A 21,190-nucleotide genomic window follows, 5' to 3' on the forward strand; every position below is an offset into this window, starting at 1 on the left:
GATGTTGAAAATTCAAAAACTACGTACGGAAATGAACAGCCGAAATATTGAGGCACTGCTTATTACCAGTTCTTTTAACTTGCGCTATATTACTGGATTTACGGGAACAGCTGGACTGGCAATCGTGACACAGGAAAAGGCGGTTTTTATTACTGATTTTCGTTACACTGAGCAAGCCAATGATCAAGTTGAAGATTTTGTTGTTGTCCAAGCAGAAAAAAACTTGACTGACGAGGCAATCAAAACGGTTAAGTCGTTAGCTATTCAAACACTAGCTTTTGAACAAGATCATATGACTTATGCAACAGCTATGCAGTATAAATCCAAGATGGATATAGAATTACAACCTGTCAGCGATTTGGTTGAAAAAATTCGGATGGTCAAAACACCAGAAGAAATCACAATTTTAAAAGCAGCTGCTAAAATTGCAGATGATGCTTTTGAGCATATTTGCGGATTTATTCGTCCAGGATTGACAGAACTTGAAGTTTCTAATGAACTGGAATTTTTCATGAGAAAACAAGGAGCGACATCATCAAGTTTTGATATTATCGTTGCGTCTGGACTTCGTTCGGCATTGCCTCATGGCGTAGCTACAGATAAAATTATTGAAAAAGGTGACATGGTTACACTTGATTTCGGTGCTTTATACAATGGCTACATTTCAGATATTACCCGCACGGTTGCAGTCGGTCAGCCTTCAGAAAAAATGAAGGAAGTCTATGATGTGGTCTTGAAAGCACAAGAACTAGGTGTAGAGAAAATTGGTCCAGGTATGAGTGGGATAGAAGCGGATGCTATCGCACGAGATTATATTAAATCTAAAGGCTATGGCGACGCATTCGGCCATTCAACGGGTCATGGCATCGGTTTAGAAGTTCACGAAGGTCCGGGATTGTCTTTTAAATCAGAAACAATTCTTGACCCGAACATGGCTGTGACAGTAGAACCGGGAATTTATCTACCGGGAATTGGCGGAGTGCGCATTGAAGATGATATACTGATAACCGAGTCAGGAAATGAACGGTTGACTAACTCCACAAAAGAGCTACGCATTTTATAACAAACGGAGGAACTACTATGATTTCAGTAAACGATTTTAAGACAGGTGTCACAATTGAAGTAGACGGCGGAATTTGGCGCGTTATGGAATTCCAACATGTAAAACCAGGTAAAGGCGCAGCATTTGTGCGTTCAAAACTTCGCAACCTGCGTTCTGGAAGTGTCACTGAAAAGACATTCCGTGCAGGCGAAAAAGTCGCGAAAGCACAAATCGATAATAGCAAAATGCAGTATTTGTATGCTAATGGTGATATGCACGCATTTATGGATATGGAAACATACGATCAAATTGAATTGCCTGAAAAAAACATTGAATACGAATTGAAGTTTCTTCAAGAAAATATGGAAGTTCAAGTTATTCAATTTCAAGGCGAAGTATTAGGTGTTGAATTGCCGAATACGGTTGTTCTAGAAGTAGTTGAAACGGATCCAGGCATTAAAGGAGATACGGCAAGCGGTGGATCAAAACCAGCGAAATTGTCAACTGGCTTGTCTGTTCAAGTGCCGTTCTTCATCAACGAGGGCGATCACTTGATTATCAACACGACAGACTCGTCATACGTATCAAGAGCTCAATAACAAGCGGAAGGCCTCTATTGCTAGAGGCCTTTTTTTAAAAAGTCAGCTTAGCTATTTCAAAATAGAACGAAAAAGTCTAAAATAGAATAGAAATCAATTAACTACATATTAGGGGAGTAGGATGAATATGAAAATTCAAGAAATCCGCGAAATCATCAAATTGGTAGATGGGTCATCAATTGAAGAGTTCTCTTACGAATTTGAAGGCGTTAAAGTGAAAATGAAAAAAAATGGTTTGGGCACTGCTCAACAAACGCTTAACTCAGTAGCACAAACACCTCAACAACCAAAAGCGGTAGAAGCACCAAGTGCATCTGCACCGACAAAAGAGTCAGAAGCAGAAAGACTGGTATCACAAGAAACACCCGAAATTCCCGCTAGCAGCGATTCAGCGTATCACAAAATTCTTTCACCAATGGTCGGTACTTTCTATGAATCTCCATCTCCAGAGGAAGCGGCTTATGTACAAGTAGGATCTAAAGTTACTGCCGATCAAGTAGTGTGTATTGTTGAAGCGATGAAATTATTCAACGAAATCGAAGCAGAAGTGGATGGGGAAATTGCTGAAATACTTGTAAAAGATGGTCAGCTTGTCGAATACGGCCAACCTTTATTCCTCGTGAAAGCAAACTGAGGAAAGGGGAGATAGCGATGAAAAAAGTATTAATTGCAAACCGTGGGGAAATTGCGGTCCGGATTATTCGCGCTTGTAAAGAGATGGGCATTGAGACGGTCGCAGTATATTCAGAAGCAGATAAAGAAGCGCTTCATGTGGAACTTGCAGATGAGGCTTATTGCATCGGTCCAAAATTATCAAAAGATAGTTATTTGAACTTTTCAAATATCATGTCAGTTGCTAAGCTAACAAATTGTGATGGCATTCATCCAGGGTACGGATTTTTAGCTGAAAACGCGAGTTTTGCTGAATTATGCGAAGCTTGCGATATGATGTTTATCGGTCCAACAGCCGACGCTATTTCGCGTATGGGTACTAAAGACGTAGCCCGTGAAACGATGCGCAAAGCCGGTGTCCCTGTTGTTCCAGGTTCCACTGGTATTGTAGCTAGTGAAGAAGACGGCTTACGGATTGCAGATGAAATCGGATTTCCGGTCATCATTAAAGCAACTGCCGGCGGTGGTGGAAAAGGAATTCGTGTGGCCCGAACGCGCGAAGATTTTGTTGCAGGTCTGAAAATGACGCAAAAAGAAGCAGCAGCTGCTTTTGGCAATCCAGGCGTTTATATCGAGAAATTTATCGAAGATTTCCGTCATATTGAAATTCAAGTGTTAGCGGACTCACATGGCAATGCCATTCATTTAGGTGAGCGTGACTGTTCAATTCAGCGCCGCATGCAAAAATTAGTTGAAGAAGCGCCTTCACCGGCTTTGTCTCCTGAGTTGCGCGCAGAAATGGGCGATGCTGCAGTAAAAGCTGCTTTAGCCGTCAATTACCGTGGTGCTGGGACAGTTGAATTTATCTTTGACGCAGTTAACCAGAAATTTTACTTTATGGAAATGAACACACGCATTCAAGTAGAGCATCCAGTAACAGAAATGATTACAGGAATTGATTTGATTCAACAGCAATTAAAAGTTGCTTCGGGCGAAAAACTAGCTTATAAACAAAAAGATGTCGTTTTTAAGGGCTGGTCAATCGAATGCCGTATAAATGCGGAAAACCCAGCGAAAAACTTTATGCCTTCAGCAGGCAAAGTAGAGATGTACCTGCCCCCAGGTGGTATGGGCGTAAGAATAGATTCGGCTATGTACTCGGGATACAGCATTCCCCCGTATTATGATTCCATGGTTGCTAAACTGATTACTTTTGCTGATACGCGCGAAGAAGCGGTAGCGAAAATGAAACGCGCGTTAGATGAGTTTGTCATTGAAGGCGTGTTCACGACGATTCCATTCCATTCAAAATTAATGGATCACGAAGTATTCAAATCAGGCGATTTCAATACGAAATTCCTGGAAAAATACGACGTATTGGAATCTTAAAGGAGGAGCTTTGCAAATGGCAGAAAAAACAGCACCTTATGTACGGATGAAGTCTCATGGAGCACAAAATTTAGGTAACATCGAAGTGGCTCCAGAAGTTTTGGAGATCATTGCGAGCATTGCAGCGACAGATATTGAGGGTGTTGCAAGCATGCGTGGTAATTTTGCTTCTGATGTAGTTGAGCGGTTAGGCAAGAAAGTTCACGGCAAAGGCATCAAAACCGACTTGTCTGAAGAAGGACTAGCGATTGATGTTTATTGCGTCATTAACTATGGTGTATCAATTCCAAAGACAGCTTTAAAAATTCAAGAGCAGGTTCGTCAAACGCTTGAAAATATGACGTCGCTTCAAACACAAGAAGTGAATGTGCACATTACAGGCATTAACTTCGAGTCTCAAGCAACAGAATAGACAGCGAGGCTGTCCTGAAGCGCTAGCATTGGCTTCGGGACAGCCTCGTCTTTTTTGTCTGCTAAGCTCAGAATTTTGTTGTGTTGAACTATTGACCGAACATTTCAAACATGGAAGTTCAGTCTGAAAACCTGTATAATAAGAGGTAATTAGCTGTGAAAAGGAGACCGGACATATTATGAAACGACACGAAGCACGCGAAAAAGCGCTTCAGACCTTATTTCAACTTGAAGGCACTGAACTGACAATTGATGAGGCTATGGACCATGTAATGGCTGGAGAAAATGATAACTTCTATAGTTTATTAGTTCAAGGCACTTACAGCAATATGAAAAAAATTGATGAAAAATTAGTTGGACATTTGGAAAATTGGTCGTTAGAACGGTTACCAAAAATTGAACGAACAATTCTTCGCATGGCAATCTTTGAACTAGACCACATGGAAGATGCACCTGCACGTGTCATCATGAACGAAGCGATTGAACTGTGCAAAACTTTTGGAGACGATAAATCGAGCCGCTTTGTTAACGGCGTTCTTTCGAAATTTACAGACGAAACAGCAAATTAATTGGAGGAGTTAATATGACTGCAACATTGATTGATGGAAAAGCGGTAAGCCAGAAAGTTAAAATCCAGGTAAAAGAGCGCGTGGAAAAATTGGCACAGCAAGGCATCATCCCAGGACTTGCCGTTATATTGGTGGGAGAAAACGCCGCCTCTCTTACATATGTAAAAAACAAGAAAAAAACGTGTGAAGCACTTGGTATGCGTTCAGACCTTCATCAATATCCAGATACATTGACCGAGCAGGAACTGCTGACGAAAATTGAGGAGTTAAATCAAAATCCAGAAATTCACGGCATTCTTGTCCAACTGCCCTTGCCAAAACAAATTGATGAATTTAAAGTTATTTCAGCAATTAGTCCAGAAAAAGATGTCGATGGCTTCCACCCAATTTCGGTCGGTAATATGATGATTGGTAAAGAAGCTTTCCTACCGTGTACACCGCACGGCATAATGGAGCTACTAGCTCATTACAATATTGATCCAGCTGGCAAGCATGCAGTTGTAATTGGACGTAGCAATATCGTGGGCAAGCCAATTGGTCAGCTATTGCTTCAAAAAGATGCGACTGTGACTTACTGCCATTCCAAAACCAAAGATCTAGCGAGCATCACAGCACAAGCGGATATTTTGATTGCTGCTATCGGTAGAGCCAAGTTTATCGATCACACATTTATCAAACCAGATGCAGTTATTATTGATGTAGGAATGAACCGAGATGAAAACGGTAAATTGTGCGGGGATGTTGACTTTCAAGATGTTCAAGAAACAGCTGGCTTTGTAACTCCAGTTCCTGGTGGTGTCGGACCGATGACCATTGCGATGCTGATGGGAAATACACTACAGTCAGCGGAAAAAGGGTTATCAAAGACAAAATAAGCATAAGCATGTAAAATAAAGAGCAATAGGGCTGTTTTTCGAAAGAAAGACAGCTTTTTAAATTCACAGATAGGGGTTGAAAGTGTGTCAACCGACCCGTACTTAAGTGTCAAAGCCTTAACCAAATACATAAAAAAGAAGTTTGATGCCGATCCACATCTTCGCGATGTTTACGTCAAAGGTGAATTATCGAATGTTAAAATCCATACGAGCGGCCATATTTATTTCACATTAAAAGACAATGCCACACGATTACCAGGCGTCATGTTTTCAGCAAGTGCTAAGTCTGTTAAATTCAAGCCCGAAAGCGGCATGACAGTATTGATCCGTGGAGACGTTTCAGTTTACGAAGCATCGGGTCAATATCAATTGTATGCACAATCTATGCAAGTAGACGGCATTGGTGATTACTATTTAGCTTTTGAACAATTAAAAGAAAAGCTAGCCAAAGAAGGCTTGTTCGATGCACTTCATAAAAAACAACTGCCGCGTTTTCCGAAAAGAATTGCAGTAGTGACCGCTCAGACGGGAGCTGCTGTGCGCGATATTATTATTACCTTACATCGTCGTTATCCTTTAGCAGAGGTGGTATTGTATCCTACACTCGTACAAGGGGCAGGTGCAGTCCAATCCATAGTTCAGTCGATACAGGCGGCCAATACAAGCAATTATGACGTCTTAATCGTTGGTCGAGGTGGCGGTTCTATCGAGGATCTATGGGCTTTTAACGAAGAAGCAGTGGCGCGTGTTATTGTCGCTTCGAAAATTCCTATTATCTCAGCCATTGGTCACGAAACGGATACTACGATTGCTGATTTTGTGTCAGATCTACGAGCACCGACACCGACTGCCGCTGCCGAACTAGCCGTACCAAGTCAGGCAGAGCTGCTTGAGAAAATATCAAGCTATCGCAGTCGGATGTACCGGACCGTTTCTATCACGATCAGCCAGCAACAGAAAATGCTAGAACGATTAACTTCATCGTTTCCACTAGCTTACCCAGAACGTCTATACCGTCCATTTATAGAACGTATAGAGCGGGCTACGGACTCTCTGCAGCGTGAGTCTTTACAATATGTGAGTCGTTCAAAAGAACAATACCGCACGTTCGACCACCGATTAAAGTCGCGCATGCCCCTGCAACAAATTCGTCAGTCGGAGACAGATGTAACGGAACTTGGGAGAAGGCTTGATTATCAAGTAAACCAATTGCTAAAAGATCGCCAGCAACAGCTGTCCTCTTCTATTCGGACATTGGATGCGCTAAGTCCACTTAAGATTATGGACCGTGGCTATTCGATTCCTTATATAGAAGGAGCTGTAGTAAAAAGTGTAACGCAGGTAAAAAAAGGTGACAGTTTGACGATCGCAATGCAAGACGGTATGATCCAGGCAACTGTCAATGAAATAAATCCAGCAAGTAAAGGAGACGTAAACGATGGCTGAAAAGAAAATCATGTTTAACGATGCAATGGAACAATTGGAGGAAATTGTTCGTCAACTCGAACAGGGAGACGTTCCACTTGAACAAGCGCTTACCCTTTATCAAAAAGGGATGGAACTGTCAAAAGTATGCCACGATAAATTACAGAATGCAGAAAGTCAATTGGTGACAATGATGAAAGACGGCAAGGAAGTGCCAATCGACATAGAAATGGGCGGGAATGCCAAATGAATTTAACTGAATTTCGTACGCATTACGAACCACTTATCCAACAGGAAATGGCTCAACTAATTTTATCATTGCCGATTCCCGATTCGCTAAGAGAGTCGATGCATTATTCGTTGCAAGCAGGAGGAAAACGAATCCGTCCAATTCTTTTGCTGGCAGTTCTTCATGAGTTAAGCGGACAAGAACATCCCGATGCACTTAAAGTAGCGGCTGCAATTGAAATGATTCATACGTATTCATTGATTCATGACGATTTACCAAGTATGGATGATGACGATTTAAGACGGGGCATGCCAACAAACCATAAAGTATTTGGAGAAGCTGTAGCTATTCTTGCTGGAGATGCACTTTTAACTTATAGCTTCGGTATTGTTGCAAGGTTGTCGAACGTTTCAAGTGATGATAAAGTCCGTTTAATTGATTTGATGAGTGTTTCTGCGGGGGCTGAAGGAATGGTCGGCGGACAAGTATTAGATATTGAAGGTGAAGAAAAACAACTAACACTTGAAGAACTAGAGCAAGTACATCGCTTGAAAACGGGTGCTTTGTTAACGTATAGCATTTTAGCGGGTGGTATTTTAGCACAAGCTTCGAACGAAGAAATGGTAGCACTCAGTCAATTTGGTCAGCATCTTGGGCTTGCGTTCCAAATTCAAGACGATATTCTAGATGTTACGGGAACTTCTCAGGAACTTGGAAAAACTGCTGGAAAAGACGAGTCGAGCGATAAAAGTACCTATCCAGGCATATTGACATTGCCAAAAGCAAAGGAAAAGTTAGACTTTCATGCTTCTGAAGCGATCAATTCACTCGATAAGCTGATGGGAGAAAAAACATTGCTGTTACAACTGACAGACTTAATTGTTCAAAGAAAAAGCTGATTTCTAAGGCTCTGGTTTGTACAATCGCTGTAGACTGATATAATATGAACAGACAGTCTGAAGGAAAATTTTAAAAAAGGTGCGTGATGGCAATGGATCTACAATCGATTACTGGTCCATCTTTCTTAAAAGAGCTGAACACAAAACAGCTTGAAGTATTAAGTGAAGATATAAGACGGTTTCTAATAGAGAATTTATCAAGAACAGGTGGGCATATTGGTCCGAATCTTGGAGTAGTGGAACTAACGGTTGCGCTACACAAAGTATTCGATAGCCCATCAGACAAATTTATTTGGGATGTAGGGCACCAGTCATATGTCCACAAAATTTTAACAGGAAGAGCTAGCCAATTTGACACACTGCGTCAATTTAAAGGTCTTTGTGGATTTCCGAAACGCAATGAAAGCGACCATGACGTATGGGAAACTGGACATAGTTCGACGTCTCTATCAGCTGCAATGGGAATGGCAGCTGCTCGTGATATCAAAAAAACCGACAATTATGTAGTTCCAATTATTGGTGATGGAGCATTAACCGGTGGAATGGCTTTTGAAGCATTAAATCACATTGGTCATACGAAGACCGATATGATCGTTATTTTAAATGACAATGAAATGTCTATTGCTCCAAATGTTGGAGCAATGCACAGTATGCTTGGCCGTATGAGAACAGCTGGGAAGTACAACAAAGTCAAGGATGATTTGGAATATTTACTAAAAAAAGTACCGGCAGTCGGTGGCAGATTAGCCGCAACTGCTGAACGCGTAAAAGATTCTTTGAAATATTTAGTAGTTTCAGGAATGTTCTTTGAAGAAATGGGCTTTACGTATTTAGGGCCAATTGATGGACATGACATAGAAGAACTGGAAGAAAACTTACGTTACGCGAAGAAAACCAAAGGACCGGTTTTACTTCATGTCATAACGAAAAAAGGCAAAGGCTTTTTACCTGCTGAACAAGATACAATTGGAACATGGCATGGTACGGGTCCTTATAAAACGGAGACTGGTGATTTAGTAAAATCATCTTCAAAAGCGCCTTCATGGAGTGGTTTGGTAGCAGAAACTGTCCGTAAACTAGCACGCACAGACGAGCGCATTGTCGCAATTACACCGGCTATGCCAGTTGGTTCGAAATTAGAAGGATTCGCTTCTGAATTTCCTGACCGTATGTTTGATGTCGGAATTGCAGAACAGCATGCGACAACGATGGCGGCTGGACTTGCTACACAAGACATGAAGCCATTCTTAGCGATTTATTCAACGTTCTTACAACGTGCATACGATCAAGTCGTTCATGATATTTGTCGTCAAAATTTAAATGTCTTTATTGGAATTGATCGCTCAGGTCTTGTTGGAGCAGATGGTGAAACGCATCAAGGCGTTTTCGATATTGCATTCTTACGTCATTTGCCGAACATGGTCATTATGATGCCAAAAGACGAAAATGAAGGACAGCATATGGTGAAAACTGCTATTGATTATAATGGTGGCCCAATTGCGCTTCGTTATCCAAGAGGTAACGGCTTAGGTGTACCAATGGATACAGAACTTCACGCGTTGCCAATCGGTTCGTGGGAAGTGTTACAAAAAGGAACAGATGCTGTCATCTTAACGTTCGGTACGACCATTCCAATGGCTATGCGCGCAGCAGAACAATTACTCGAGCAAGGCATTTCGGTGGAAGTGGTAAATGCACGTTTCATTAAACCGATGGACGAGGCAATGCTCCACGAAGTCTTTAAACGTGACATTCCGGTCGTAACGATCGAAGAAGCGGTACTTCAAGGTGGCTTTGGTAGTGCCGTGTTAGAATTTGTACAAGAAAACCAGTACCGCGGATCGATTATTGACCGTTTAGGAATTCCGGATCACTTTATTGAACACGGAGACGTTGCTGAACTTATGGACGAAATTCATTTAAATAGCGATGAAGTCGTGCGTGTCATTAACAAGCGTGCGCAAGCCAAAAAGCAGGCAGGTTCGATTCCTCTATGATCAAGCCCAAAAAAGAACGTATAGATGTCTTGTTGGTTGAACAAGGCATCTGTGAAACACGTGAAAAAGCAAAACGAGCCATCATGGCTGGTATTATCTATTCTGGATCTGAACGCATGAATAAGCCTGGTGAAAAAATTTCAGTAGAATCTCCTTTGCAAATGAAAGGAAATGATTTGAAATATGTTAGCCGAGGCGGTTTAAAGCTTGAAAAAGCTTTAGAAAAGTTTGACTTATCAGTTGCCGACAAACTGATGCTTGATATAGGCTCTTCAACAGGGGGCTTCACTGATTGCGCTCTTCAAAACGGCGCTAAGCACTGCTATGCACTTGATGTTGGTTACAATCAGTTGGCATGGAAGATTAGGCAGGATGAGCGTGTGACTGTCATGGAACGCGTCAATTTCCGCCATTCCAAACCAGAAGATTTTAATCAAGGTCTGCCGGAATTTGCTACAATTGATGTCTCGTTTATTTCTTTGCGCATTATTTTTCCTGTGTTAAAACAAGTTTTGGTCCCAGGGGGCGACGTCATCGCACTGGTCAAACCTCAATTTGAAGCAGGTAGAGAAAATGTTGGGAAAAAAGGCATTATTCGCGACCCCCAAATACACCGTGATGTGTTAGTTAAAGTCGGAAAATTTGCAGTTGAAGCCGGTTTTCATGTGAAGAACATGTCGTTCTCACCGATTACTGGTGGAGAAGGTAATATTGAATTTTTATTTCACCTTCAATCGGCTATTGAAGGCACTGATATAGCAGGGGTTTCTGAGCAGTCCATCGATGAAACTGTCAAGACAGCACATGAATTACTATAAACACATTCCAAAAGGAATGTGTTTTCTTGTCTTGTGTATGAAATAGAGTTAGAATATTAGGTATATGGAATAATTATTCATTCAAGGGGGCACAACATGAATAAAGGACAGCGTCACATTAAAATACGCGATCTTATATCAAATCGCGAAATTGAAACACAAGATGAGTTGGTAGAACTACTAAAATCAGCGGGCTATGAAGTGACACAAGCAACTGTTTCACGTGATATAAAAGAATTGCATTTAGTAAAAGTACCGCTTCAAGATGGGCGTTACAAATACAGTTTGCCAGCTGATCAACGTTTTAACCCAATGCAAAAACTGCATCGTGCATTGACAGATGCTTTTGTTAGCATTGACGGAGCTAGCCATTTCTTAGTAATGAAAACTTTGCCAGGTAATGCTCATGCAATTGGCTCACTCATTGATCATTTGGACTGGGAAGAAATTCTTGGAACAATTTGTGGGGATGATACATGTCTTATTATTTGCCGAGATACCGAACAGCGTGAAATTTTAAAACAACGTTTAATCGAAATGCTTTAAGAAGAGGTGAGCGGATATGCTTCGGGAGTTAGATATACGCAATTTTGCTATTATTGATGCTTTGACAGTTAGCTTTTCTGAAGGATTGACTGTTTTGACTGGAGAAACCGGAGCCGGTAAATCCATTATTATCGATGCGGTTCATCTTTTAGCAGGTGGACGAGGAAGCCAAGAATTTATTCGTCATGGCGCTAAAAAGGCAGAAATCGAAGGCTTGTTTTCATTAGAAAATGAACAACACCCGGTATTTCGCAGATTAGAGGAATTCGGTATCACTTGGAGTGATGGCGATATTTTGTTGCGCAGAGAATTAAATGATAAAGGCAAAAATGTCTGTCGAATAAATGGTAAACTCGTTACCATTTCTATTTTACGTGAAGTTGGAGCTTCTCTAATTGATATTCACGGCCAACACGAAACACAGGAATTGATGGATGAAAAACAGCATCTTTACTTGCTCGATCAGTTTGCCGGTAGAAGCTTAGCGAAGTCAAAAGAAAGCTATAGCCACACATTTGATAAGTACACAAAATTAAAGCGAGAGTTTTCTTCTTATACTGAAAATGAGCAGCAAATTGCACAGCGTATTGATTTATTGACTTTCCAACTGCAAGAAATCGAAGCAGCGGAGTTGGTTATAGGAGAAGAAGAGGAATTTATTCAAGAACGTAAAAAATTACAAAATTTTAATAAGATATACGAGTCAATTTCTGCGGCGCACGAAGCAATTCAAGGAGAAAGCAAAGGACTGGATTGGATTGGATCCGCTATGTCTGAACTTGAACATGCAGCAGCAGTAGATGAAACTTTTATAGGGTCCTCTGAAACTTTATCCGGTGCTTTTTATTTAATCCAAGATACCGGTACGGAAATCAAGCGGATTTTAGATGATATGGAATTCGATCCGGGTAGATTAAATGAAATCGAGCAACGTTTAGCTGCTATTCAATCGTTAAAAAGAAAATACGGGACTTCTGTAGAAGACATTTTGCTGTATCATGAAAAGCAGACAGATGAATTGGATAAATTGGTTAACCGAGATCAGCGTTATCAATTAGATCAAGAAAAGTTAAAAGAATTAACTGAGGATTTGCGTGTGGAAGCGGAAGAGTTAACGATTCTTCGCAAAAAAGCAGCGAAAAGCCTAGGCAAAGCGATTATGGAGCAGTTAAAAGAATTACATATGGCAAAGGCATCGTTTGAAGTAAACTTTACCGTGTTGCCAAGCGGTCGATTTGATCGTCATGGTCATGATGCAATTACTTTTTACATTTCAACAAATCTTGGCGAACCGTTGAAACCTTTAACTAAAGTAGCATCGGGTGGGGAATTGTCCCGTATGATGTTGGCACTAAAAACCATCTTCTCTAAGCATCAAGGCATAACTTCCATTATATTCGACGAAGTGGATACAGGTGTTAGCGGTCGAGTGGCTCAGGCTATTGCTGAGAAAATTGCTGCTATCTCAGTCGATTCTCAAGTGCTTTGTATTTCCCATTTGCCTCAAGTAGCGGCGATGGCAGATCAGCATTTGTTTATTGAGAAAAAAGTCGACAAGCAACGAACAACCACTGCGGTGACCGAGCTTAATGGAAGAGAGCGAACGGAAGAAATGAGTCGTATGCTGTCAGGAGCTGAAATAACAGATCTGACTTTGCAACATGCGGAAGAATTGTTATCACTCGCGGCAGACCGTAAACTATTGATGAAATAAAGTTATAAAGACAGCCAGTAAGGGTAAAGAGAGTCAATTAAGAAGAAAAACAATCCTGCTAGAGTCAGTCACCAAGGAGAGAGAGTCGAATGAAAAAAATAAAAATCGCAATTGCAGATGATAATCGCGAATTGGTCGGACTGATGGAAGATTATTTAAATGCACAAGCTAACATGGAAGTAGTAAAAGTTGCTTATAACGGCAAAACTTGTATCGAAATGCTCCGAAATCACACAATTGATATCTTATTATTGGATATTATTATGCCTTATCTAGACGGCATAGCTGTTTTAGACGCTATCAAAGAAAATGAAGATTTACAGGGAATTGATGTAATTATGCTGTCTGCTTTTGGACAGGAATCGATCATGAGCCAGGCTGCGGAGTACGGAGCTTCCTATTTTATTATGAAACCTTTTGAGGTAGAACGCCTTGCAGTCCAGATTAATCATATTATGAATGCACGAACTGGTAGATCAAAGCAAACTGAAGACAAGCGAACGAAAGATGATTTGATTACGAATATGGTGAAAGATATTGGGATTCCACCTCATCTTAAAGGCTATCTTTATTTAAAAGAAGCCGTTTCGTTAGTACTGGAACAACCAGAAATATTAAATAAAGTCACTAAAGTATTATATCCGGGAATTGCTACTAAATTTGACACGACGTCGTCGAGGGTAGAAAGATCGATTCGCCATGCAATTGAGCAAGTCTGGAATCGTCATGAAACGGTCGATCATATCTCGAAAATTTTCGGCTACAGTGTAGCGCATTTAGAATCAAAACCAACTAATTCGGAATTTATTGCAATGGTCGCAGATAGTTTGCAGCTGAAAATGCGAGACGATTTATAATCGGAGAATTTATCGAAACTTTCTTGTCGCCAAAATGGCGGTAGGGAAGTTTTTTTAGTTAATTCTAAGCACATTTATGGTGTTTGTTGGAGTGAATTGGTAGGTTTAAAAAAAGCACAATAAAGGAAAAGGATAAGACATCGTTTTAAAAAAAAGAGAACTTTCTGAATGATTAAGAATGACGAGACCGGAAAATCAATGGAATGAAAAGAGGCGAGCGCAATTGCAATTGATTCGGCAAATTGATGACTATTTTTTAGGTAATGGTGAAGGAACTGTCACCGACCGGCTGTATTTTTATGGTGTTTATTGCGTTAGCATGTTGATTGCATTTTTTACGATGGCGTCGCTTTAAAAACCTACTATGATCCAATAGATAATCGACCGATGAGACTTTAATTCATCGGTTTTTTTGTTTTAAAGCTTACAATGTATTTTTTTACATAAGGAAGTATACGAAAACAGCAAAACCAAAAAAGTCAGTAAAACGGCAATGCTGTTAGTTTGCCCTAATAAATGATAAAATAGTGATGGAACTGCAAAGAAACGGCTAGTAGAATCGATAGTAAATTCGGTTTTACTCGTTTAGTGGATTTCAGAAATGGAAGAGGATGATTTTATTGTCTGAAGTCAAAGTGTATGCACACCGAGGCGCTTCAGGATATGCACTGGAAAATACATGGGACGCTTTTTTAAAGGCTTGTGAATTTGGTGTTGGGATTGAGCTTGATGTACAAATTACGAAAGACGGCGTTGTTGTTGTCTTTCATGATGACAACTTGCGGCGACTAACTGGTTTTAATGCGGATATTGAGGCACTTGCTTACGAAGACATAAAAGATCTTCGTGTCGGCAAAAAATGGATACGTCCATTTCAGCATTATCAAATCCCATTAGCGTATGAAGTGTTTCAATGGGCAAAAAAAAAGAACATTCCATTGAACGTTGAGTTAAAAGCATCATTTGTGAAAAATCCAAAAGGACCACAAATTCTTGCAGCTATGTTGGAAGGGATTAGGGATATCCATTTGTCTTCGTTTAATCCGCAATTGCTGGAAGAAATGAAGAAATTGATGCCTTCTACTGAAATGGCTCTGATTATTAAAAAGAATAAACAGCTGCCTTACGTGAAAGAAATGGAGTGGGTCGACAGTATTCATCTTCATAAACGCCTTCTTAATAAAGCTTTATGGGCCGATGTCCTAGAGTTGGACAAGAAAGTTCGGTTGTACGGAGTTTTAGGGTCGGAGTCGCTTATCACTCAACTTAATTCACAAACGGTTGGTATTATTACCAATTACCCAGATCGTGTTAAAAGAAAAATTGCGTCTCCCCTTTTTGGGTAGACGCAATTTTTTTATTTCTGGAATCTTTTTGAAACGGTCCCTTTTTTTCGATCGCGATTCAGTAGAAATCCGGCAAAAAAACCGATTCCTAGAACGACAAAAAGAGTGCCGAATGTAAACTGGAGCCAAAGAGCCGGAAAAGGCTCGAGCAATTTATTAAATAACGTATCACGCATTAATTTAATGCCATATGCCGCCATAATTCCAGGAATCAGCAAGATGATAAATGCCACTAGACGACCCATAATTCCACATCCTTCTGCTTCTATTGTTTCTAATTCTATTAAAGTTGTCAAGAAAACCTTCCTGATGTACGCTTAAAATATTATTGCAATTACTTGCATATTGGTGGAAGGGAGTTTGAATGAAATTGCAAACAGTATTAATTGTCGGCGGTGGTGTTGGAGGATCTGCTATTTTAAAGACTCTTCTTGAAACGGATTATTTAGACGTACATGGCGTCGTTGATTTACACATGGATGCGCCTGCTGTTTTAACTGCGCGGTCTCACGGTATTTCGGTTGCGGAGGATTACCGGAAATTCAATAAAGCGGATATTGATATTGTCTTTAATGTCACTGGAAGTGATTCTTTTTATCAAGAGCTAAAAACGTATTTTTTGAAAAAGACGGTTATCGTTCCTGGCAGTCTTGCAAATGTATTGGTTCGTTTGTTGGAAGAAAAAGAGCATTTTATTAATCGGTTAAGTAAAGAAAGTCGTAGAGAAAAAATCATTTTCAATTCAATAGAAGAAGGCATGATTGGTATTGATAAAACAAGCCATATTACATTTATCAATAAAAGTGCAGCGCGAATGCTTGAAGTGACAGTTGATGAAACACTCGGGAAGCATATTCACGAATTTATTTCCTTGAGTGAATTGCCAAGAATCTACGAAACGGGTCGCACCGAATTGAACAAAGAACTGCCGTTAGAAAATGGTTCGAGAATTGTTACTTCCCGGTTCCCAATGATTGGTGATGATGGAGAGATCATCGGTGCCTTTGCGGTGTTTAAAGATATTACGGAAGTGGTTGCGTTAGCAGAAGAAATAACAGATCTGAAAGAAGTGCAGACCATGTTAGAAGCCATTATCCAGTCGAGTGATGATGCTATATCCGTAGTAGATGAAAAGGGCAATGGATTGCTTGTAAATCCAGCGTATACACGAATTACTGGCTTGCAGATGAAGGATGTTATCGGTCAGCCGGCATCGGCAGATATCTCTGAAGGAGAAAGCATGCACTTAAAAGCACTGCAAACACGCAAGCCTGTACGCGGAGTTAATTTAAAAGTAGGTCCGTCAAACCGTGAAGTTATTGTTAACGTCGCACCCATTATCGTCGACAATAAGTTAAAAGGCAGTGTTGGCGTCATTCACGATACGACCGAAATTCGCTCCCTAATGAAAGAGCTAGATCGTGCTCGAAGTATTATTCGTACACTGGAATCGAAGTATACCTTTGATGACATCATCGGGTTGTCGTCAGAAATGCAATTATCTCTTCAACAAGCAAAATTAGCCGCACAAACTTTAGTGACCGTATTATTGCGCGGTGAGTCGGGGACTGGTAAAGAATTATTCGCACACGCCATCCACAGCGCTAGTGAGCGGAAATACAACAAATTCGTCCGCGTCAATTGCGCTGCGCTTTCAGAGGAACTGTTAGAAAGTGAACTTTTCGGTTATGAAGAAGGAGCCATTCCAGGTATTAAAACAGGAGAAAAGCGCGGATTGTTTGAAGAAGCCAATAATGGCAGTATCTTTTTAGATGAAATTGGTGAATTGTCATCGATGCTTCAAAGTAAATTGCTACGTGTACTACAAGAACATGAAACCTTGCGTATAGGTGGGAGTAAACCGATTCCTGTTAACGTGCGTGTGATTGCGTCGACAAATGCAAACATGGAAAAAGCATTGCTTGAAGGGAAGTTTCGTGAGGATTTGTATTATCGGTTAAACAGGATGCCGATTTTAATTCCGCCTTTGCGTAATCGAAAGCAAGACATTCCGAGAATTACTGGGCGTCTATTGTTGAAGTTAAATCAGGAGTACGGGCGCAGTGTTGAATCGATTTCTGACAAAGCCTTACAGTATTTGCGTGTCTATGATTGGCCAGGTAATGTCAGGGAACTGGAAAACGTACTGAGCCGTTCGATGATCTTCATGCAGATGAACGACCGTGTATTAACTGAAGAACACATCCCACTTAGTATGCTACGAGTTGCAGAAGCGAAAAACGAAGTACTCATTCAATCCTCCATGCCTTTGCAAGAACAATTGGATACTGTTGAACGAGGAATTTTACATCATGCTTTGAAACAGGCTAACGGCAATAAATCCAAAACGGCAAAACAATTAGAAATCTCTCTCCGAACCTTGTATTACAAATTAGAGAAATACGGGTTAATGCAATAGTTTTGCAAATTATTGCAGGGTTTTGCAATTAATTGCAATGTTTTACGTGCTAAAAAGCAAATAAAACGCTTTCATCTCTTATATATGACCATTTGTTCTGTTTTAATTAAGAAGAATGAGGTGAGCGGTAATGGCCACATTAAATCAGTTATTCGAGATGGTTTCGGATGAGTCTAATCATACGGTGGCTGTTGCAGCTGCTGCTGATGTGTCCGTTCTCAAAGCCGTAAGTATGGCTATCGAACGCAATATGGCTCATTTCCAACTATACGACAATGAATTGACTATAACAGCAATGCTAAGGGAGCATTTTCCTGAGCTGCTCAATCACCCTAAAGTTCAGTTGTGTCACGTTGATAGTTTGGAAATGGCTGCACAAGAAGCTGTAAAGTCCGTATTCAGGAATGATTCCGATATCTTGATGAAGGGTCAGATTGCGACAGCGGTACTGTTAAAGGCCGTACTAAATCCAACCTATGGTCTGCGGACGGGCTCGGTCATGTCTCATGTAGCTGTTTTTGAAGTCGCCGGGTTTGATCGGTTGATTTTTTTGACAGATGCAGGCATGAATATTAGTCCTGATTTACCTCAAAAAGTACAAATTATTCAAAATGCTGTTCAAATCGCGCGTTCAGTAGGTGTAGAATTACCAATCGTTGCACCACTTGCGGGGGTAGAAGTAATTAATCCGAATATGCAAGTGACACTAGACGCTGCAGCGCTTACTGCGATGAATCGGCGTGGCCAAATCAAAAATTGTATCGTAGACGGGCCATTTGCTCTCGACAATGCGATATCAGTAGATGCGGCCAAACATAAGCGAATAGCAGGAAACAATGCCGGAAACGCCGACATTTTACTTGTTCCAACTATTGAATCCGGAAATATCCTGTATAAATCGCTGGTCTTTTTTGCAAATGCCAAAGTCGGCAGTATTGTAGCTGGTGCTAAAGCGCCAATTGTTTTATCGTCGCGTGCTGATAGTGCAGACAGCAAACTGTATTCATTGGCTTTGGCCATTTGCTCATCATTAACGCTAAGAACATCTACTAGGGGGAATTAACAATGGAAATTTTCAACAGAATGGAACAACACGATTACGAACAATTAGTATTTTGCCAAGATAAAAGCTCGGGCCTTAAAGCTATTATTTGTATTCATGACACGACTCTAGGACCGGCACTTGGCGGTACGCGCATGTGGAATTATGCAACAGAAGAAGAAGCGATTGAAGATGCCATTCGTCTTGCTCGCGGAATGACTTACAAAAATGCTGCAGCAGGCCTTAACTTGGGTGGCGGAAAAACAGTTATTATCGGAGATCCATTGAAAGACAAAAACGAAGAAATGTTCCGTGCATTCGGACGTTTTATTCAAGGATTAAACGGGCGTTATATAACTGCTGAAGACGTTGGAACAACTGTTGCGGATATGGATTTAATCCACGAAGAAACAGATTTCGTAACAGGAATCTCGCCAGCATTTGGTTCTTCAGGTAATCCATCACCTGTTACAGCATACGGCGCTTATATTGGAATGAAAGCCGCGGCTTTAGAAGCATTTGGCGACGATTCTTTAGAAGGCAAAACAGTTGCAGTTCAAGGTGTTGGGAACGTCGCGTACCCACTTTGCGAATATCTTCACAAAGAAGGTGCGAAATTAATCGTTACAGATATTAACCAAGATGCTGTAAATCGGGCAGTAGAAGCATTCGGCGCAACAGCAGTTGCACCAAATGACATCTACTCACAAGAAGCAGATATTTTTGCACCGTGTGCAATGGGCGCAATCATCAACGATGATACGATTCCTCAATTAAAAGTAAAAGTAGTTGCTGGCTCTGCTAACAACCAATTAAAAGAAGAGCGTCACGGCGATGAGCTTGAAGCACGTGGTATCGTATATGCACCTGACTTTGTTATTAACTCAGGCGGTGTTATCAACGTTGCAGATGAATTATATGGTTACAACAATGAACGCGCGATGAAACGCGTTGAAACAATTTATGACAGCATCACGAAAATTTATGCAATTTCTAAACGTGATAACGTACCGAGTTACATCGCTGCAGACCGCATGGCTGAAGAGCGAATCGAACGCGTTCGCAATTCAAGAACTCAGTTTCTTAGAAATGAACACAATATTTTAAGCAGAAGATAATAAAGTAGAATAATCGAAAGAATTTTTTCTTCTATTCCGTTTCAGCCGCATGCTGCATGGCTCCCGTAAGAAGTCAGGCAAACTACGCCTGGCTTCTTGCTTCGTTAAGTCGGTTGTCGGAGATGGAAGAAAAAATCTATTAGTATAAGAAGAAATGAGGGAGCGACGTGCAAAGGCAGTCGAATCGGATCCTGGCCATTAATCCTGCCTCTACATCGACAAAAATTGGTGTTTTCGATAATGATATTTTGATTATGGAAAAAATGATACGCCACACCACAGAAGACCTAAGTAAATTTTCCAGTATTAACGACCAATATCTATTCAGAAAAAATACGATTTTGGAAGCGTTGGACGAAGAGGGTATGAATGTTTCTAATTTAGCCGCAGTTTGTGGCAGGGGCGGGTTATTACGTCCCATTGAAGGTGGAACTTATGAAGTTAACAGTGGAATGCTAGAAGATTTACGCGTAGGGTACTCAGGACAGCATGCTTCTAATCTAGGTGGCATTATTGCATTTGAAATTGCGGATGCACTGAATATACCCGCATTTATAGTAGATCCGGTCGTTGTTGACGAATTAGAGCCACTTGCACGTGTATCTGGATTTTCGTCAATTAAAAGAAAATCTATCTTTCATGCTCTCAATCAAAAAGCGGTTGCGCGTCGATGTGCTGAAAAAAGAGGACGTCGATACGAAGAGGTCAATTTAATTGTTGCGCATATGGGAAATGGCATAACAGTTGGCGCTCATCACAATGGTCGCGTTATTGATGTCAACAACGGTTTGCATGGTGATGGTCCGTTTAGTCCTGAACGTGCTGGAACGGTCCCAACAGGCGATTTGGTCGAACTATGCTTTTCTGGACATTACAGCCACCAAGAAATCATCAAGAAATTGGTGAGACAAAGTGGGTTATTCGCCTATTTGGGAACAAGTGATGTGGTCAAAGTAGAGCAGCGTATTGTTTCGGGAGATAAAAAAGCCGAATTGATCTATCACGCGATGGCGTATCAAATTGCGCGAGAAATTGGCGCAATCAGTGCGGTCTTAAAAGGCCAAGTAGATGCCATCATTTTAACGGGTGGCTTAGCATATGGCGAGAGCTTGGTAGAACTAATATCGGAACGGGTAAGTTGGATTGCCGATGTCGAAATTCAACCCGGTGAAAACGAACTTCAAGCATTAGCTGAAGGTGCAGCACGGGTATTAAATGGAGAAGAACGCGCAAAAGTCTATCCGTTTTAAGTAGTGGACAACAATGTAGCAAGAAATTGGAAT

Annotated in this window: 22 protein-coding genes; 21 read left to right on the plus strand and 1 reads right to left on the minus strand. The window is 40.9% G+C overall.

Annotated features, from left to right (window positions below):
* Nucleotide 1 precedes the first annotated feature (1 nt).
* From QMF37_RS11385 to QMF37_RS11465, 17 genes are all read left to right on the plus strand, one after another.
* Nucleotides 2-1,063 (plus strand): M24 family metallopeptidase, encoded by a 1,062-nt coding sequence (locus QMF37_RS11385; protein WP_211272188.1) that lies wholly within the window; start codon nt 2-4, stop codon nt 1,061-1,063.
* A gap of 17 nt (nt 1,064-1,080) precedes the next feature.
* On the plus strand, nt 1,081-1,641 hold the full coding sequence (efp, locus tag QMF37_RS11390; RefSeq protein ID WP_058385505.1) for an elongation factor P: 561 nt from the start codon (nt 1,081-1,083) through the stop codon (nt 1,639-1,641).
* Between the two features lie 127 nt (nt 1,642-1,768).
* Nucleotides 1,769-2,275, plus strand: a complete 507-nt coding sequence (accB, locus tag QMF37_RS11395; protein WP_071154065.1) for an acetyl-CoA carboxylase biotin carboxyl carrier protein — start codon at nt 1,769-1,771, stop codon at nt 2,273-2,275.
* A gap of 17 nt (nt 2,276-2,292) precedes the next feature.
* Nucleotides 2,293-3,642 carry an acetyl-CoA carboxylase biotin carboxylase subunit gene (gene accC, locus QMF37_RS11400; protein ID WP_078080824.1) on the plus strand — a complete coding sequence of 450 codons (1,350 nt, stop codon included), beginning with the start codon at nt 2,293-2,295 and terminating at the stop codon, nt 3,640-3,642.
* 16 nt (nt 3,643-3,658) lie between these two features.
* Nucleotides 3,659-4,054, plus strand: coding sequence for an Asp23/Gls24 family envelope stress response protein (locus tag QMF37_RS11405; RefSeq protein ID WP_058385504.1), 396 nt, complete (start codon nt 3,659-3,661; stop codon nt 4,052-4,054).
* 178 nt (nt 4,055-4,232) lie between these two features.
* Nucleotides 4,233-4,622, plus strand: a complete 390-nt coding sequence (nusB, locus tag QMF37_RS11410; protein ID WP_071154009.1) for a transcription antitermination factor NusB — start codon at nt 4,233-4,235, stop codon at nt 4,620-4,622.
* 14 nt (nt 4,623-4,636) lie between these two features.
* Nucleotides 4,637-5,497: a bifunctional methylenetetrahydrofolate dehydrogenase/methenyltetrahydrofolate cyclohydrolase FolD gene (gene folD / locus QMF37_RS11415; RefSeq protein WP_078080357.1), complete on the plus strand. Its 861-nt coding sequence runs from the start codon at nt 4,637-4,639 to the stop codon at nt 5,495-5,497.
* Between the two features lie 84 nt (nt 5,498-5,581).
* Nucleotides 5,582-6,943, plus strand: coding sequence for an exodeoxyribonuclease VII large subunit (gene xseA / locus QMF37_RS11420; protein WP_078080358.1), 1,362 nt, complete (start codon nt 5,582-5,584; stop codon nt 6,941-6,943).
* The gene (xseB, locus tag QMF37_RS11425) at nt 6,936-7,172 is read left to right on the plus strand and encodes an exodeoxyribonuclease VII small subunit (protein ID WP_058385500.1); all 237 of its coding nucleotides are present in this window, start codon (nt 6,936-6,938) and stop codon (nt 7,170-7,172) included. The genes xseA and xseB overlap by 8 nt, the downstream gene beginning before the upstream one ends.
* Entirely contained in the window at nt 7,169-8,050 is an 882-nt protein-coding gene (locus QMF37_RS11430) for a polyprenyl synthetase family protein (protein WP_071154010.1), read from the plus strand. The genes xseB and QMF37_RS11430 overlap by 4 nt, the downstream gene beginning before the upstream one ends.
* Nucleotides 8,051-8,142: 92 nt before the next feature.
* Nucleotides 8,143-10,047 (plus strand): 1-deoxy-D-xylulose-5-phosphate synthase, encoded by a 1,905-nt coding sequence (gene dxs / locus QMF37_RS11435; protein ID WP_071154066.1) that lies wholly within the window; start codon nt 8,143-8,145, stop codon nt 10,045-10,047.
* The gene (locus QMF37_RS11440) at nt 10,047-10,865 is read left to right on the plus strand and encodes a TlyA family RNA methyltransferase (RefSeq protein WP_283478386.1); all 819 of its coding nucleotides are present in this window, start codon (nt 10,047-10,049) and stop codon (nt 10,863-10,865) included. Before dxs ends, QMF37_RS11440 begins: the two co-directional genes overlap by 1 nt.
* 96 nt (nt 10,866-10,961) lie before the next feature.
* Nucleotides 10,962-11,411 (plus strand): transcriptional regulator AhrC/ArgR, encoded by a 450-nt coding sequence (gene ahrC, locus QMF37_RS11445; protein ID WP_058385497.1) that lies wholly within the window; start codon nt 10,962-10,964, stop codon nt 11,409-11,411.
* A gap of 16 nt (nt 11,412-11,427) precedes the next feature.
* Nucleotides 11,428-13,125: a DNA repair protein RecN gene (recN, locus tag QMF37_RS11450; RefSeq protein ID WP_071154011.1), complete on the plus strand. Its 1,698-nt coding sequence runs from the start codon at nt 11,428-11,430 to the stop codon at nt 13,123-13,125.
* Between the two features lie 89 nt (nt 13,126-13,214).
* The gene (gene spo0A / locus QMF37_RS11455; protein WP_071154012.1) at nt 13,215-13,982 is read left to right on the plus strand and encodes a sporulation transcription factor Spo0A; all 768 of its coding nucleotides are present in this window, start codon (nt 13,215-13,217) and stop codon (nt 13,980-13,982) included.
* A gap of 223 nt (nt 13,983-14,205) precedes the next feature.
* Entirely contained in the window at nt 14,206-14,337 is a 132-nt protein-coding gene (locus tag QMF37_RS11460; protein WP_283478376.1) for a hypothetical protein, read from the plus strand.
* Nucleotides 14,338-14,593: 256 nt separating this feature from the next.
* Nucleotides 14,594-15,328: a glycerophosphodiester phosphodiesterase gene (locus QMF37_RS11465; protein ID WP_245830258.1), complete on the plus strand. Its 735-nt coding sequence runs from the start codon at nt 14,594-14,596 to the stop codon at nt 15,326-15,328.
* An 11-nt stretch (nt 15,329-15,339) separates the two neighbouring features.
* Here QMF37_RS11465 and QMF37_RS11470 read toward each other — a convergent pair whose 3' ends face one another.
* A complete protein-coding gene (locus QMF37_RS11470) occupies nt 15,340-15,573 on the minus strand; it encodes a DUF2627 domain-containing protein (protein WP_058386914.1) in 234 nt (77 codons plus the stop codon).
* 125 nt (nt 15,574-15,698) lie between these two features.
* Here QMF37_RS11470 and QMF37_RS11475 point away from each other — a divergent pair, with 125 nt between their 5' ends.
* The 4 genes from QMF37_RS11475 to buk all read left to right on the plus strand — a co-directional run bounded on the left by QMF37_RS11475 (nt 15,699) and on the right by buk (nt 21,157).
* The gene (locus tag QMF37_RS11475; RefSeq protein ID WP_071154067.1) at nt 15,699-17,747 is read left to right on the plus strand and encodes a sigma-54 interaction domain-containing protein; all 2,049 of its coding nucleotides are present in this window, start codon (nt 15,699-15,701) and stop codon (nt 17,745-17,747) included.
* Nucleotides 17,748-17,877: 130 nt separating this feature from the next.
* Entirely contained in the window at nt 17,878-18,810 is a 933-nt protein-coding gene (gene yqiS, locus QMF37_RS11480; protein ID WP_071154014.1) for a phosphate butyryltransferase, read from the plus strand.
* Nucleotides 18,811-18,812: 2 nt separating this feature from the next.
* Nucleotides 18,813-19,907 carry a Leu/Phe/Val dehydrogenase gene (locus QMF37_RS11485; RefSeq protein ID WP_058385492.1) on the plus strand — a complete coding sequence of 365 codons (1,095 nt, stop codon included), beginning with the start codon at nt 18,813-18,815 and terminating at the stop codon, nt 19,905-19,907.
* A 167-nt stretch (nt 19,908-20,074) separates the two neighbouring features.
* The gene (gene buk / locus QMF37_RS11490) at nt 20,075-21,157 is read left to right on the plus strand and encodes a butyrate kinase (RefSeq protein WP_071154015.1); all 1,083 of its coding nucleotides are present in this window, start codon (nt 20,075-20,077) and stop codon (nt 21,155-21,157) included.
* Nucleotides 21,158-21,190: the final 33 nt, after the last annotated feature.

Origin of the sequence: Planococcus sp. S3-L1 (assembly GCF_030063085.1) — a bacterium.
Lineage (GTDB): Bacteria > Bacillota > Bacilli > Bacillales_A > Planococcaceae > Planococcus > Planococcus kocurii.

Excerpts from the sequence above, each read along its gene's own strand:
- accC (WP_078080824.1), top strand. The coding sequence starts at position 2,293 with ATGAAAAAAGTATTAATTGCAAACCGTGGGGAAATTGCGGTCCGGATT.
- QMF37_RS11405 (WP_058385504.1), top strand. The coding sequence starts at position 3,659 with ATGGCAGAAAAAACAGCACCTTATGTACGGATGAAGTCTCATGGAGCA.
- efp (WP_058385505.1), top strand. The coding sequence starts at position 1,081 with ATGATTTCAGTAAACGATTTTAAGACAGGTGTCACAATTGAAGTAGAC.
- yqiS (WP_071154014.1), top strand. The coding sequence starts at position 17,878 with ATGGCCACATTAAATCAGTTATTCGAGATGGTTTCGGATGAGTCTAAT.
- accB (WP_071154065.1), top strand. The coding sequence starts at position 1,769 with ATGAAAATTCAAGAAATCCGCGAAATCATCAAATTGGTAGATGGGTCA.
- nusB (WP_071154009.1), top strand. The coding sequence starts at position 4,233 with ATGAAACGACACGAAGCACGCGAAAAAGCGCTTCAGACCTTATTTCAA.
- dxs (WP_071154066.1), top strand. The coding sequence starts at position 8,143 with ATGGATCTACAATCGATTACTGGTCCATCTTTCTTAAAAGAGCTGAAC.
- recN (WP_071154011.1), top strand. The coding sequence starts at position 11,428 with ATGCTTCGGGAGTTAGATATACGCAATTTTGCTATTATTGATGCTTTG.
- QMF37_RS11470 (WP_058386914.1), bottom strand. The coding sequence starts at position 15,573 with ATGGGTCGTCTAGTGGCATTTATCATCTTGCTGATTCCTGGAATTATG.
- QMF37_RS11465 (WP_245830258.1), top strand. The coding sequence starts at position 14,594 with ATGATTTTATTGTCTGAAGTCAAAGTGTATGCACACCGAGGCGCTTCA.
- QMF37_RS11430 (WP_071154010.1), top strand. The coding sequence starts at position 7,169 with ATGAATTTAACTGAATTTCGTACGCATTACGAACCACTTATCCAACAG.
- QMF37_RS11485 (WP_058385492.1), top strand. The coding sequence starts at position 18,813 with ATGGAAATTTTCAACAGAATGGAACAACACGATTACGAACAATTAGTA.
- spo0A (WP_071154012.1), top strand. The coding sequence starts at position 13,215 with ATGAAAAAAATAAAAATCGCAATTGCAGATGATAATCGCGAATTGGTC.
- ahrC (WP_058385497.1), top strand. The coding sequence starts at position 10,962 with ATGAATAAAGGACAGCGTCACATTAAAATACGCGATCTTATATCAAAT.
- xseB (WP_058385500.1), top strand. The coding sequence starts at position 6,936 with ATGGCTGAAAAGAAAATCATGTTTAACGATGCAATGGAACAATTGGAG.
- folD (WP_078080357.1), top strand. The coding sequence starts at position 4,637 with ATGACTGCAACATTGATTGATGGAAAAGCGGTAAGCCAGAAAGTTAAA.
- QMF37_RS11385 (WP_211272188.1), top strand. The coding sequence starts at position 2 with ATGTTGAAAATTCAAAAACTACGTACGGAAATGAACAGCCGAAATATT.